This window comes from Cobetia sp. 1AS1 (assembly GCF_029846435.1).
Lineage (GTDB): Bacteria > Pseudomonadota > Gammaproteobacteria > Pseudomonadales > Halomonadaceae > Cobetia > Cobetia amphilecti.
Genome location: NZ_JARWKU010000007.1, coordinates 57,623 through 70,990 on the forward strand (window position 1 = coordinate 57,623; position 13,368 = coordinate 70,990).

The 13,368-nt window shown below is 65.4% G+C and carries 10 protein-coding genes; 7 read left to right on the plus strand and 3 right to left on the minus strand.

Annotated elements, in window-relative coordinates; genetic code table 11:
* Window positions 1-65: 65 nt before the first annotated feature.
* On the minus strand, window positions 66-671 hold the full coding sequence (locus QD280_RS12440; protein WP_279839459.1) for a DUF924 domain-containing protein: 606 nt from the start codon (window positions 669-671) through the stop codon (window positions 66-68).
* 271 nt (window positions 672-942) lie between these two features.
* Between QD280_RS12440 and QD280_RS12445 the strand changes: the two genes are divergently transcribed.
* The 3 genes from QD280_RS12445 to QD280_RS12455 all read left to right on the plus strand — a co-directional run bounded on the left by QD280_RS12445 (window position 943) and on the right by QD280_RS12455 (window position 6,717).
* The gene (locus QD280_RS12445) at window positions 943-2,643 is read left to right on the plus strand and encodes an alkaline phosphatase D family protein (RefSeq protein WP_279839461.1); all 1,701 of its coding nucleotides are present in this window, start codon (window positions 943-945) and stop codon (window positions 2,641-2,643) included.
* Between the two features lie 402 nt (window positions 2,644-3,045).
* Window positions 3,046-4,641, plus strand: coding sequence for a solute:sodium symporter family transporter (locus QD280_RS12450; protein WP_054555382.1), 1,596 nt, complete (start codon window positions 3,046-3,048; stop codon window positions 4,639-4,641).
* A gap of 483 nt (window positions 4,642-5,124) precedes the next feature.
* Window positions 5,125-6,717: a solute:sodium symporter family transporter gene (locus tag QD280_RS12455; protein ID WP_279839462.1), complete on the plus strand. Its 1,593-nt coding sequence runs from the start codon at window positions 5,125-5,127 to the stop codon at window positions 6,715-6,717.
* A gap of 149 nt (window positions 6,718-6,866) precedes the next feature.
* On the opposite strand, the gene QD280_RS12460 is transcribed toward QD280_RS12455, so the two are convergent.
* Complete coding sequence (locus QD280_RS12460; RefSeq protein WP_279839463.1) at window positions 6,867-7,094, minus strand: hypothetical protein; 228 nt, start codon at window positions 7,092-7,094, stop codon at window positions 6,867-6,869.
* On the opposite strand from QD280_RS12460, the gene QD280_RS12465 reads away from it, so the two are divergent.
* The 4 genes from QD280_RS12465 (at window position 7,093) to QD280_RS12480 (ending at window position 11,985) form a co-directional block, all read left to right on the plus strand.
* Window positions 7,093-7,785 (plus strand): DUF2927 domain-containing protein, encoded by a 693-nt coding sequence (locus QD280_RS12465; protein ID WP_279839464.1) that lies wholly within the window; start codon window positions 7,093-7,095, stop codon window positions 7,783-7,785. The two genes, QD280_RS12460 and QD280_RS12465, sit on opposite strands and share 2 nt — an antisense overlap.
* A gap of 144 nt (window positions 7,786-7,929) precedes the next feature.
* Window positions 7,930-9,135, plus strand: a complete 1,206-nt coding sequence (locus QD280_RS12470; RefSeq protein WP_279839556.1) for an MFS transporter — start codon at window positions 7,930-7,932, stop codon at window positions 9,133-9,135.
* A 151-nt stretch (window positions 9,136-9,286) separates the two neighbouring features.
* On the plus strand, window positions 9,287-10,774 hold the full coding sequence (locus QD280_RS12475; protein WP_279839465.1) for a YcjX family protein: 1,488 nt from the start codon (window positions 9,287-9,289) through the stop codon (window positions 10,772-10,774).
* Window positions 10,771-11,985, plus strand: coding sequence for a TIGR01620 family protein (locus tag QD280_RS12480; protein ID WP_279839466.1), 1,215 nt, complete (start codon window positions 10,771-10,773; stop codon window positions 11,983-11,985). Before QD280_RS12475 ends, QD280_RS12480 begins: the two co-directional genes overlap by 4 nt.
* Before the next feature lie 115 nt (window positions 11,986-12,100).
* Here QD280_RS12480 and QD280_RS12485 read toward each other — a convergent pair whose 3' ends face one another.
* On the minus strand, window positions 12,101-13,252 hold the full coding sequence (locus QD280_RS12485) for an oxidoreductase (RefSeq protein ID WP_279839467.1): 1,152 nt from the start codon (window positions 13,250-13,252) through the stop codon (window positions 12,101-12,103).
* Window positions 13,253-13,368: the final 116 nt, after the last annotated feature.

A 13,368-nucleotide genomic window follows, 5' to 3' on the forward strand; every position in this document is an offset into this window, starting at 1 on the left:
TTGGCGCCGCTGGACAAGTCTTGGAGACGACGTCACACAATTAAAAGGGGGCGATCTTTCATTTGTCAGAATGAGGAGCCGGGCTGGCCCAGGAAGGCGATCTCTTCCGGCGTGGACTCGCGACCGAGAATCGCATTGCGATGCGGGTAGCGGCCGAATCTACGCACGATGTCCGCATGCAGATGCTCGTAACGCAAGGTGTGCTCGAGACCGGGGCGTGCGAACAATTGTTCGGCGTGTTCATGGATGCGCAACGATTCGCTGTGCATCCACGGCATGATCGCGAAGGGCTGCCAGGCCAGCGGAAGGCGGTCCAGGTCGCCCAGCGCGACGGCCTGCTGGGAGAGCGCGAGTGCCAGATTGTCACCACTGAAGGCGCGCGGGGTATCACGATGGATATTGCGCGCGAACTGGTCCAGCAGCAGGATTTCCGCCAGCCGCCCACCGATACTCGCCCGCCACTCCCACAGCTCACAGGCAAGTGCCTGCTCGAGCCGCGCGGCGAATCGCTCACGCAGCTGGCCATCGAGGGCATCGCTCTTGCGAAACCAGTCCTTGGGCGTCAGCTGAGTGAACCAGTAATCGAGCACCTGCCGTGCCTGGGGATGGCTGTCCGCAATCAGCCTGGCGGCATCAGATTGCGGGGATTCCGAGGGGCTTGAGGGGGGCATCGAAGGTGTCCTTGGGTGGAGTCGGAAAGAAAGCCGCGCGACAGGCCTGGCTGAGTGCGACATCTTTCAATGCGAGTGCCGGGCCTGAGCGGCGCGGCGCGGGGCGATCATGGTTCTGACACCGGATCTTCATCTTGAGCGTGGAAAGTAGCCTCTCCCATCAGCGCTGTCAGCCTTTGCGGCATGCCCCGCGCTGGCTGGTGCCCTGATGTCACTTGTGTTGCCACTCTCTGTCCCAACCTGACGCCAGACCGTTACAAGGAAGCCCGTCATGTCCCGCCGTCTGTCTGATCTGCTGTCTTTGCGCTCCTCTCGCAAGTCCCACGCCGCTCAAACCGCCCCCACATCCCCCGCTTCACCAAGTGCTGCGCCAGTCACCCCCGCCGGCGCCCCGTCACGGATGGACCGCCGCCAGCTGCTGGGGCGTGGCCTGCAAGGTGCCGGGCTGCTGGCAACCACAGGCCTGCTCGGCGCTCCCGCGATCGTGATGGCCGAAGGACGGCGCCCACGCATGCCCTCTGGCGTGATGAGCGGCGACGTGACCGCCAGCCGCGCCATGCTGTGGAGCCAGAGCGACAAGCCGGCACGCATGCTGATCGAACTGGCCGACAATCCCGAGATGCGCGGCGCCTTCCAGATGCGTGGCCCGGTGGCCCTGCCGGCGGACGGCCTGACCAGCAAGCTCGACCTGACCCGCATCGGCACTCGCGCCAACGCCAGCGGCGAGGTCTTCTACCGGGTGCGCTACGCGGCGCTGGATGACCACCGCGCCATCAGCGAGGCCACCGCCGGTCGCCTGGTGTTGCCGCCGAGCGCCCAGACACCGCGTGCGCTGCGTTTCGTGTGGTCGGGTGACACCGTCGGTCAGGGTTGGGGCATCAACCCGGACTTCGGTGGCCTGCGCCTCTACGAGACCATGCGTCAGGTCAAGCCGGACTTCTTCCTGCACTCCGGCGATACCATCTACGCCGATGGCCCGCTCGAGGAGAGCGTCACCCAGCACGACGGCAGCCTGTGGCGCAATATCGTCACGCCCGCCAAGTCCAAGGTGGCAGAAACGCTGGGCGAGTATCGTGGCCAGTACGCCTACAACCTGATGGACGAGAACCTGCGTCGCTTCAATGCCGAAGTGCCGATGTTCGCCCAGTGGGACGACCACGAGACCACCAACAACTGGTACCCGGGCGAGATTCTCGAGGATGATCGCTACACCGAGAAGAATCTCGACGTGCTGTCCGCCAATGCGCGTCGCGCCTTCCTCGAGAACATGCCGCTGCGCACCGGCCCAGCCGCGCCGGAGCGCATCCACCGCAACTTCAGCTTCGGGCCGGGGCTCGAGATGTTCATGCTCGACATGCGCAGCTTCCGCGGCGCCAATTCCGCCAACCGCCAGACGGGACGAGGGCCACAGACCGACTTCCTGGGTCGCGATCAGCTGGCATGGCTCAAGCAGTCGCTCAAGGCCAGCACGGCTACCTGGAAGGTCATCGCCTCCGACATGCCGATCGGGCTGCTGGTGCGTGACGGCGACAATTTCGAGAACGGCGCCAACGGCGATGGCGAGGCACTGGGACGCGAGCAGGAGATTGCCGAACTGCTCAAGTTCGTGCGCGATCACGACATCCAGAATCTGGTCTGGCTGACCGCCGACGTGCACTACACCGCCGCGCACCACTACTCGCCCGAGCGCGCCGTCTTCAAGGACTTCACGCCGTTCTGGGAATTCGTCAGCGGCCCGATCCACGCCGGCACCTTCGGTCCCGGTGAGCTGGACAACACCTTCGGGCCGAAACTCGAATTCGTGAAGGCACCGCCTGAGGGGCGGGCCAACATGTCGCCCAGCGAGGGTTTCCAGTTCTTCGGCCAGGTGGATCTCGACCCCGAGAGCGAAGCGCTGACCGTGACGCTGAAGGACATCCACGGCGCCTCGCTCTACCAGCAGGTACTGACCCCCGCCGCCACCAGCGTCTGACAGCGGTGTCTGTTTCTGCCACTCGCTGCTGGAACTCGCTTCTGATGTCGGCATGTGGCACTCGCTGCTGACTATCGGCTTCTGATACCGACTTCTGGCAACGACAACGCCCCGCCTCCTGCTGTCGATCGACACGCAAGAGGCGGGGCGTTCTGCTCATGGCGACAGCTCGACAGCCGCTGGCGGGCTATGTCTGCACGAATCAGACAATTGCAGAAAAATGTCAGACAAATTGTCAATGGTGAGGGTCCGGCATTTCTTTGACACTGATCGGCACGCTAGATGTCGGTCGCTGACAGCGTGTCTCGTGGTACCGCGCGCCAACGGTGAGGCATGTTCTGCAGACGATGGGCAGCTGAGCAAGCAGGCCTCCGAGCCCTGTTGTTCAACAAGGATAATGCCATGAACGCCCTCACCCTGAGCTCCTTCGTGTTCTTCACGGGGCTGGTCGCCGTGATCACCTGGTGGCTGACCCGTCGTGACGACCATCAACATTCCACCGGCTATTTCCTCGCCGGGCGCAGTCTGACCTTCCCGATCATCGCAGGCTCCCTGCTGATGACCAATCTGTCCACCGAGCAGATGGTGGGCCTCAACGGCGCCGCCTTCACCGACGGCCTTTCCGTGATGGCCTGGGAAGTGGTGGCCGTGGTCTCGCTGGTCGCGATGGCCATGTTCTTCCTGCCACGCTTCCTCAAGAGCGGTATCACCACCCTGCCGGAACTGCTGGCACTGCGCTTCGATCGCACCACCCAGCTGCTGGCCAACCTGATCTTCATGCTGGCCTACGCCATCATCCTGCTGCCCAGCATTCTCTACTCCGGCGCCCTCGGCCTGATGGGCGTGCTCGACCTGCGCGCCCTGACCGGCATCGACTCGCAGATGGTGCTGCTGACCGGCACCGTGATCGCCGTCGGTATCGCCGGTGCCATCTATGCCCTCTTCGGTGGCCTGCGCTCCATCGCCATCTCCGACACCTTGAACGGCATCGGCCTGCTGATCGGCGGCATGATCATCGTCTACTACGGGCTGGACCGTGTCGGTGACGGCAATGGCATTCTCGCCGGCTGGGAGACGCTCAAGGAGACCCACCCAGAGAAGCTCAATTCGCTGGGCGGCGATGACCAGTCAGTGCCGGTCTCGACCCTGTTCACCGGGGTGCTGCTGCTCAACATGTTCTACTGGTGTACCAACCAGCAGATCATCCAGCGCACCTTCGCCGCCAAGACCCTCGCCGAAGGCCAGAAAGGCGTGCTGCTGACCGGTGCCCTCAAGCTGCTGGGGCCGCTGTATCTGGTGCTGCCGGGCATCATCGCCTTCCAGCTCTACGCCGGTGACGGCATCAAGGCCGACGCCGCCTATGGCCGGCTGGTCTTCGATGTGCTGCCCGCGCCGCTGACCGGCTTCTTCGCCGCGGCGATGGTCGGCGCGATCCTGTCGTCCTTCAACTCGGCGCTCAACTCCACCGCCACCCTGTTCAGCCTCGATGTCTACAAGGCACGCCTCAAGCCGCAAGCCAGCGATGAAGAGGTGGTCAAGGCCTCCAAGTGGGCCGGCTGGATCATGGCCGCCGCCGCGATGGCCATCGCGCCGCTGCTGGCGACCCAGGAAAGCCTGTTCGTCTACGTGCAGAAGGTGAACTCCATCTACTACATCCCGCTGCTGGCGGTGATCGTGGTGGGACTGATGTCCAAGCGCGTGCCGGCCATCGCCGCCAACCTGGCGCTGGTGCTCGGCTGCGCGGTCATCGGCCTGTTCTACTTCGTGCCGACGCTTTCCGAGCTGGTCGATCGGGTGCACAACTTCCACTTCATCGCCATCGTGCTGGTGCTGTTGATCGCCATGATGCTGGTGATCGGCAAGCTGTCACCGCGCGCCGAACCCTGGATCCAGCAGGACGTCGGTGCCATCGACATGACCCCCTGGGCCGGCACGCGTATCGCCAGCATCATTCTGCTGGTACTGGTGATGGCCATCTATCTGGCCTTCGCCGGCTGATCGCCCCATTCGCCCAGCGCGATCGCATACCACATGTCATCGACATGAGCGTATGACATGAGCACGCCAGCGCCCCGTCATCTTCACCGATGGCGGGGCGCTGGCGTCTCTGATCGAGCATGAAGGATGACCCGCAATGCACGGTGAAAGCCATGACATGTGTCTTTTTACGACACTGCGATCAATGCCTGATACCAGAGACTGAGAAGCAATGACCGCCTGTTCATCCTCAACGCTCAATCGACGCCAGCTGCGCCTCAAAACCAACGTATGTTCTACAAATGGCGGATAGCGAGAAATCGGGAGATACCTACACTATCGCCAGTCTTGCCGTGAATGTTACCGGTGAGTCTCTTCACGGACGATGACACAGCTTGCTGTGTGCATTGCATCGCCACGGCTGGATCGGCGTCGAATCGCCACCCGGGTCACCTGCCCACTGCCTCATGATTCGCCGCCGCACGCCTAAAGGAATCCTCCCCCATGCATGCCCTGACACTTGTTTCTTTCGTGTTCTTTACCGGCCTGGTCGCTGTCTTGACCTGGTGGTGGACACACCGCGATGACACCTCGCATTCCACCGGCTATTTCCTCGCCGGACGCAGCCTGACCTTCCCGCTGATCGCGGGTTCCCTGTTGATGACCAACCTCTCCACCGAACAGATGGTCGGCCTGAATGGCGCCGCCTTCACCGATGGTCTGTCGGTGATGGCCTGGGAAGTCATGGCGGTACTGGCCATGGTGGTGATGGCGATGTTCTTCCTGCCACGCTTCCTCAAGAGTGGCATCACCACCCTGCCCGAGCTGCTGGCCCTGCGCTATGGCCGCAGCACCGAGCTGATCACCAACCTGATCTTCCTGTTCGCCTACGCGGTGATCCTGCTGCCGATCATCCTCTACTCCGGTGCCATCGGCCTGCAGGGCATGCTGGATCTGCCCTCGCTGACCGGCATCAGCTCGCCCAATGCGCTGCTATGGATGACCATCTGGGTGGTCGGCATCATCGGTGCCATCTATGCCCTGTTCGGCGGCATGCGCTCCATCGCCATCTCCGACACCTTGAACGGCGTGGGCCTGTTGATCGGCGGCATGCTGATCGTCTATTTCGGCCTCGATGCCGTCAGTGATGGCCAGGGCGTGATGGCCGGCTGGGACACGCTGACCGCCGCCAATCCGGAGAAATTCAACTCCATGGGCGGTGAAGACCAGTCGGTGCCCTTCTCGACCCTGTTCACCGGCGTGATGATCATCAACTTCTTCTACTGGTGTACCAACCAGCAGATCATCCAGCGCACCTTCGCCGCCAAGACCCTCGCCGAGGGCCAGAAAGGCGTGCTGCTGACCGGTGCCCTCAAGCTGCTGGGACCGCTGTATCTGGTGATTCCCGGCATCATCGCCTATCACCTCTACGCCTCTTCCGGCGTCAAGGCCGACAGCGCCTACGGCCAGTTGGTCTTCGATGTGCTGCCCGCACCGCTGACCGGCTTCTTCGCCGCGGCGATGGTCGGTGCGATCCTGTCGTCCTTCAACTCGGCGCTGAACGCCACCACCACGCTGTTCTCCACCGGCATCTACAAGGCGCATCTGCGTCGTGATGCCAGCGACGAGGAAGTGGTCAAGGTCTCCAAGGGCTTCGGCTGGGTGCTGGCGATCGCCTCCATGACCCTCGCGCCACTGCTGGCCGGTCAGGAGAGCCTGTTCGGTTACCTGCAGAAGATGAATGCCATTTACTTCATCCCGATTTTCGCCGTGGTGCTGATGGGGCTGCTGACGCGTCGCGTGCCGACCATCGCCGCCAACCTGGCACTGCTGATCGGTTGCAGCGTGATCGGGGTGGTCTACTTCGTGCCGGCCTTCTCCGGCGTGCTCGACGTGATCCACGAGTTCCACTTCGTCGGCCTGGTGTTCGTGCTGCTGATCGCGATGATGCTGATCATCGGCAAGCTGGCGCCGCGTGACGAGCCGTGGATCCAGCAGGATGTCGGCGCCATCGACATGACGCCCTGGAAAGGCGCCAAGGTCTGCGCGCTGCTGCTGGTCGTGCTGGTGATCGCCATCTATCTGGCCTTCATCTGACGCCTGAAAGTCGCCCCTTGGGAACGACAAATCGTCATCAATTGAGCATCACGCCCCGCGTTGCCCTCTCGGACACGCGGGGCGTGTGCATTTCAGGCATGCTGGTCTGCATGTTCCCTGAAGAGGTCGCCCATGCCCTGCTTACCCCATCACCAGCTCAAAGGGCTTTTCTTTTCCACGCTGAGGGCTCCTTTCTCCTCTTCGCTGAGGGCTCCGTTCTCTTCCCCGCTGAGGGCTTCTTTCTTTTCCTCGCTCAGGGCGCCTTGGGCGCTCAAGGCGCTGGGCATCGCTCTGCTGCTGTCCAGTTTGGCCACCGCCAGCCCGAGCCAGGCCACCGAGCGCTGGCAGCGGGCCGATGTGCTGACGGACAGCTTCATGGAAGTGGCGCTCAAGCGTGAATACCAACCCGGCAGCAGCGCCTCACTGGTGCGCTGGCAGGCACCTATCAAGGTGCGGGTCGACTCGCAGCTGGGCAATTCGCGCATGCAGCGCCAGATGAGCGAGGTCCAGTTTCGTCATCTGGCCGCCATCACCGGCCAGCCGCTGAGTTTCGTGTCCTCCGCCAAAGAGGCCAACCTGCGCATCGCCTTCATCGCCCGGGACCACATGACGCGCGAGGCCACCGCCTACGTCGGCAAGCAGCAGGCCGCCACCCCGGGCATGCGCAAGGCATTGCGTGAAGGTGTGTGCCTGACGCTGTTCAAGACCGGGCCGGATCACGCCATCGCCAGCGGCCTGATCCTGATTCCCGCGGACTATGCCCGCCAGAAGGCGCGCCTGGTGGACTGCGTCGTCGAGGAGAGCGCCCAGCTGATGGGGCTGCCCAATGATTCAGACAGGGTCTTCCCCTCCGTCTTCAGTGACGTCACGGTGGATACCTGGCTGAGCCCGCTGGATTACGTGCTGCTCAAGATGCTGTATGCCCCGAAACTTTCCCCCGGCATGTCAGCCGCACAAGTCCGCGCTGCGCTGCCTGCGGTCATCCAGCGTCTTGCCGAGCAGGGCGAGCTGTCACATGCCATCCGCCGTGTGCGTCAGGGCAGCCTGCGGGAATGGGCGGGAGACTAGGCTTGCCGTGAGCGCAATCCCGGGCACGGAGTTGGAACGCCTGAGCGGAGCACAGGCATAATCAGGTCAGGCGCGCCGGGCGCCGACATCCGACGGAGCTGCGCCTTCATGCCACTCTCTTCTCCCGCTGCCGACCGGGCACGCCTGCCGCTGGCCGTCACGCTGCTGTCGCTGTGTCAGGCCTTGCTGGTCAGCGGCAACATCCTGCTGATCGCAGTCTCGCCTCTGATCGGTGCCCAGCTGGCCTCGAGCAGCTGGTCGACCGCGCCGGTCGCCACCCAGTGGCTGGGCCTGATGTGCGCCACCATTCCCGCCTCGCTGATCACCGCCCGTCTCGGGCGGCGGCGCGGCTTCGTGCTCGGCAATCTGTGCGGGCTGGCTGGCGCGGGGCTGGCCGTGCTGGCGCTGCATCTGCAGCATTTCGGGCTGTTCCTGCTTGCCACCTGGCTGGTGGGCATCGGCATCGGCTTCGGCCAGCTGTATCGCTTCGCCGCGATGGAGGCTGCCCCGGAGGAGCAGCGTGAGCGCGCCATCGGGCTGGTGATGGGCGGTGGCGTGCTGGCGGCCTTCTTCGGGCCCTGGCTTGCACGCACCAGTCATGCATTGGCCGACACGCCCTTCCTGGGCAGCTTCATCGGGCTGGGGGCGCTCTATCTGCTGGCGCTGTTGCTGCTGGCCTTCATCCGCCTGCCCCGTGACGGCAACGCCCAGTCAGCCGACGATGATGCAGTGGCACCTGCACGCCCATTGGGCGTGATACTGCGTCAACCGACCTTCCTGCTGGCCGTGCTCAGCGCGATGGTCGGCTATGGGGTGATGAATCTGGCGATGACGGCCACATCGCTGGCCATGGCCCATGCCGGACACGGCTTCGATCACGTCGCCACCACCATTCAATGGCACGTGGTCGCCATGTTCCTGCCGTCCTTCTTCACCGGGCGGCTGGTCGCCCGCTTCGGGGCGGGCACCATGATCGTGACCGGCTGCGGCTTTCTGCTGGCAAGCCTTGCCACCGCACAGCTGCTGGCCGCCGACTACCTGACGGGAACCCAGGGGTTCTTCCTCGGTCTCATCCTGCTCGGCATCGGCTGGAACTTCACCTTCCTGCCCGCCACCACGCTGCTGACCCACTGCCATCGCCCCAACGAGAAGGCCCGCACCCAGGCCGCCAACGAGTTCCTCGTCTTCACCACCGGGGCGGTGACGGCGCTGCTGGCCGGCCCTCTGGTCAGTACGCTGGGCTGGGCGCTGCTCAACCTGCTGCTGATCCCCGCCTGCCTGCTGCCCATCGCCCTGCTGGCGTGGCGTCAGCTTGCCTTGCGCGCCGATCGCCCGCAGATAGAGGGATGATGGCGAGCCGTGCGGCGCACGCTGACAAGTCCCGGCCATCACCGACACTCAGCTCATCGACATTGAGCCACCGCCCCCTCGGCTCATCATCAGCTGCCAGGACGCCATCACGTCGCGCCGCCGCCTCGCCCCCACTGACAGGGAATGCCTGATGTTCAACACCATGACCCGCAACGCCCGCCAGCTTGCCCGCGATGTGGGCCGCGAAGCACATGACCTGCTGGAGCGCGGTCTCGACCGCCAGCTGCGGCTCGCCGTCACGGGCCTGTCCGGCGCCGGCAAGACCGCCTTTCTCGTCTCGCTGATCGAGCAGCTGCGTCATGCCGGACTCGGCGCGCGCCTGGAACTGCTGCCTGCTGCACGCGACGGCCGCCTGCTCGGCGCGGAACGCGTCAGCCAGCCGGACCTCTCCATCCCGCGCTTTCCACTGGAAGCCGGCTTGCGCTCGCTGTCCGGCCAGCATTCGCCGCATGGCCCCGAATGGCCGACGCCGACCCGCAGCATCAGCGAGCTGCGTCTCAAGATCGGCTTTCGCCCCACCTCGCGCGCCGCGCGCATGCTCGACAGCCAGCGCGCCACCCTGACGCTGGACCTGATCGACTACCCCGGCGAATGGCTGCTGGACCTGCCGATGCTGGAGCAGGACTTCAGCGGCTGGAGCAGCGAGTGCGAGACCCAACTGGCCGACGGGCGTGGCGACTGGGCGCATGACTGGATGAAAGCCATCGAGGGCCTGACACCGGACAGTGAGGTGGATGAAGACCGCCTCGCCGAGATCGCGAGCCTCTATACCGACTATCTGCACGCCGCGCGCCGCAAGGGTGGCTTCGTCGACCTGACACCGGGCCGTTTCCTGCTGCCCGGCGAGCTGGACGAGGCGCCGGTGCTGCAGTTCTTCCCGCTGCCAGGGCTCGGTGACTGGACACCCGACGCGCTGGCCGCCCTGCCGGAAGCCAGCCTGTATCGCACCCTCGCACGCCGCTTCGATCACTATCGCCGCCGCGTGGTACGCCCCTTCTATCACGACCACTTCCGGCGCTTTGACCGCCAGATCGTACTGATCGACGTGCTGGGCGCGCTGAATGCCGGCCCGGCACCCTTCCGCGACCTGAGCCGTGCGCTGGACAAGCTGTTCGACAGCTTCGCCTACGGCCGTCGTCATCTGCTGGCGCGCCTGATGGACCGCCGCATCGACCGCCTGGCCATCGCCGCCACCAAGGCCGACCACGTCACGCCGGAGCAGCATGGCGCGATGCGCGACCTGCTCGAACAGCTGCTGGCGGACCCGCTCAAGCGCCTGCGCTATCGCGATGTGCCGCTCAAGGCCTTCACCATCGCCGCCATCCGCGCCAGCGAGGCGCGCGAGGTGGTCGAGAATGGGCAGCGTCATCCGGCGCTGGCGGGACAACTGCTCGCTGAGCACGAGGGAGCGAGCGACTCTGACACGCAAGGCGCCGGCCGCGAGTCCGTGCTGCTGTTTCCGGGCGAGGTGCCCTCACGGCTGCCCGACCCGAATTTCTGGGCCGAAAGCCGCTTCGACTTCCCCCACTTCGCGCCGCCGAAGATCGATGGCAATGCGCCACCTCACATTCGCATGGACGCCGTGCTCGACTGGCTGCTGGGAGACCACCTGAAATGACCACCGAATCCCGCCATCCGCGCCCGGGCAAACGCTTCACGAGCCCCGATTCTGCCGATTCGGCGCAGGCCGATGCCGCCTCGACCACCTATGCCGAGCGCACCACCGAGAGCGCGTCAGAGAGCGCGGCAGAGACCCTGCGCGGCGCGCGTCACTTCTCGCAGGAGATGGAAAGCCAGCCCCTGGCGGCGGCCGAGCCGGAACCCACCACGCCGGGACTGGATGCGACGCTGAGCGCCCGGCCACGTCACCGCGGCCTCAAATGGCTGCTGCTCGGCACCCTGACCCTCGGGGGTGTCGAAGCCGGTCATGCGCTCTATCAGGCGGCCATGGGCGGCGACCTGATCGCCGGCGCCTGGGGCCTGCTGGGCCTTGGCGCCATCGGACTCGGCGCCCGCGCGCTGGGCAAGGAGCTCTTCAGGCTGCGTCACCTGCGCAAGCACGTCGCGCTGCGCGCCGAGCTGGAAGAACATCAGCAGGATGACTTTGGTCAGGAGAGCTTTGGTCAAAGGGGTTTTGGCCAGAAAAGCTTTGGCCAGCGCGGTGATGCACCGTCCACGCCTGACGAGGACTCGGGCAAGGCAGGCGGCAAAGCCGACAGCCAGCAGGAAGACCTGCTCGAACAGCTGCGCCGTCAGATGAAGCTCGGCGATGATGATGCCGGCGTGCGCGCATGGCGCGCCGCCTGTGAAGCGCATCACTCCCCGTCGGAGCGCCGCGAGCTGTTCGCCTTCCACGTGCTGGGGCCGCGGGACCGTGAGGCGCGGCGTCTGATCTCGCGCATGAGTGGCGAGACGGCGGTGATGGTGGCGGTCTCGCCGCTGACCTGGGTCGACATGAGTCTGGTGGCCTGGCGCGGGCTGCGCATGATGGAGCGCCTGTCGCGCCTCTACGGGCTGGAGCTGGGCTATGCCAGCCGCCTGCGACTGTTCAAGGAGGTGCTGGCCTCGATGGCCTTCGCCGGTGCCAGCGAACTGGCCGCCGAGGCCAGCATGGACCTGCTGTCGATGAATCTGGCCGGCCGCCTCTCCACCAAGGCCGGTCAGGGGCTGGGCAGTGGCCTGATGAACGCACGTCTCGGCCTGCGAGCCATGCGCCTGCTGCGCCCCATCCCCTTCCATGCCGAGGAGGTGCCGCGCATCGGTGAGCTGCGCGCGGAGCTGTTTTCGCGCATGCGCAAGGCCGACAAGGGCGAGGACGACGCAGCCTGAGCAGGCCGCGACCTCCCCTGCCACTGCCTTGAAAACAAGACGCGCGCCTCTGATAGCTGGCCATTCGGGCCTTCAGGGCGCGCGTCTTTCGTGAGTCATCTCACTTTCGATGGCCTCAGCCTTCGCTGGCGATGCCGGCCTCCAGCCACTTCATCACGCGCAGTGCCTCATGAGGCGAGGTCGGATTGCCGCCCTGGCCGCGAATGCAGTCGCGCAGCCCCGCATACCAGGCCGGATAGTCGCCATCGCGGCCCTGATGGGTGCCGCCCACCAGCACCTGCTCGCCTTCGGCGCCGTCCGGGTCGGCCTCCAGCACAGTCAGCATTCCGGGACGCGCATCCCGCCCCCACTGGCGCGCCTGGCGCTCCTGCGGGTCACGCGAGGGCCAGTCACCAGCCTTGAGGCAATCCTCCTGAGGGTCGAGCCCGAACACCACATAGCTGCCACGGGTACCGTGCGCGGCGAAGCGTGCCGTCGGCGCCGCCGTCAGTGCACTGGCGTGCAGCTCCACCACCAGACCGGGGTGCCTTGGATGGTGGGCGTAATCGAGCACGGCGTGGAAGAAATCATCGGTCACCGCGCCTTCGCGCTGGGCGCGACGCGTGAGCTGGATGGCACGTGGTTCGCCGAACAGGCACAGCGCCTGATCCAGCAGGTGCGGGCCGAGGTCATACCACAAGCCGCTGCCGGGCAGTGCCTGCTCACGCCAGCGGTTCGGCACCGTCGGGCGGAAGCGGTCGAAGTGAGATTCCAGATGCGCGATGCGCCCCAGCGTGCCGTCGTTGATCAATTCCGCCAGCGTCAGGAAGTCGGCATCGAAGCGCCGATTGTGAAATACCGCCAGCACCCGGCCGGCCTGCTCGGCCTGGCGGGCCAGGGCCTCGCCTTCTTCAAGCGTCACCGTGAAGGGCTTGTCGACGACCACATGCTTGCCTGCCGCCAGCGCCGCAGAGGCCAGCGGGGCGTGAGTCTCGTTGGGCGTCGCGATGATGATCAGGTCGATGTCGTCGCGCGCAAGCAAGGCCTCCGGGGTGGCCTCCACCTCCAGTTGCGGACGCTCGGCCCTGACGACCTCGGGCCGCGAGGTGGACAGCGCCACCAGCGCCAGCCCGTCCGTGGCCTCGATCAAGGGCGCATGGAAGGTGCGCACCGCCATGCCATAACCGATCAGCCCGACCCGGATCGCGCTCTCGGAGGGGAAGGCGGCGCCGTGCCATGCGGCGGTGTCGCTGTGATCATCAGTGGCGGGGTGGGCTATGCGGCTCATCGGGCATCCTTGTCGTTGGCGCAATCTTGAGGGAGTCGTGCCTGGCAGCGCCATCCTAGCAAGGCTCCCGTGCCACAGACAGAGATGACAGCCACCTTTAATGCTTGTCCATCGCA

Coding starts and splice junctions, on each gene's coding strand:
- QD280_RS12440 (WP_279839459.1), bottom strand. CDS start 671: ATGCCCCCCTCAAGCCCCTCGGAATCCCCGCAATCTGATGCCGCCAGG.
- QD280_RS12445 (WP_279839461.1), top strand. CDS start 943: ATGTCCCGCCGTCTGTCTGATCTGCTGTCTTTGCGCTCCTCTCGCAAG.
- QD280_RS12450 (WP_054555382.1), top strand. CDS start 3,046: ATGAACGCCCTCACCCTGAGCTCCTTCGTGTTCTTCACGGGGCTGGTC.
- QD280_RS12455 (WP_279839462.1), top strand. CDS start 5,125: ATGCATGCCCTGACACTTGTTTCTTTCGTGTTCTTTACCGGCCTGGTC.
- QD280_RS12465 (WP_279839464.1), top strand. CDS start 7,093: ATGGAAGTGGCGCTCAAGCGTGAATACCAACCCGGCAGCAGCGCCTCA.
- QD280_RS12460 (WP_279839463.1), bottom strand. CDS start 7,094: ATGAAGCTGTCCGTCAGCACATCGGCCCGCTGCCAGCGCTCGGTGGCC.
- QD280_RS12475 (WP_279839465.1), top strand. CDS start 9,287: ATGTTCAACACCATGACCCGCAACGCCCGCCAGCTTGCCCGCGATGTG.
- QD280_RS12480 (WP_279839466.1), top strand. CDS start 10,771: ATGACCACCGAATCCCGCCATCCGCGCCCGGGCAAACGCTTCACGAGC.
- QD280_RS12485 (WP_279839467.1), bottom strand. CDS start 13,252: ATGAGCCGCATAGCCCACCCCGCCACTGATGATCACAGCGACACCGCC.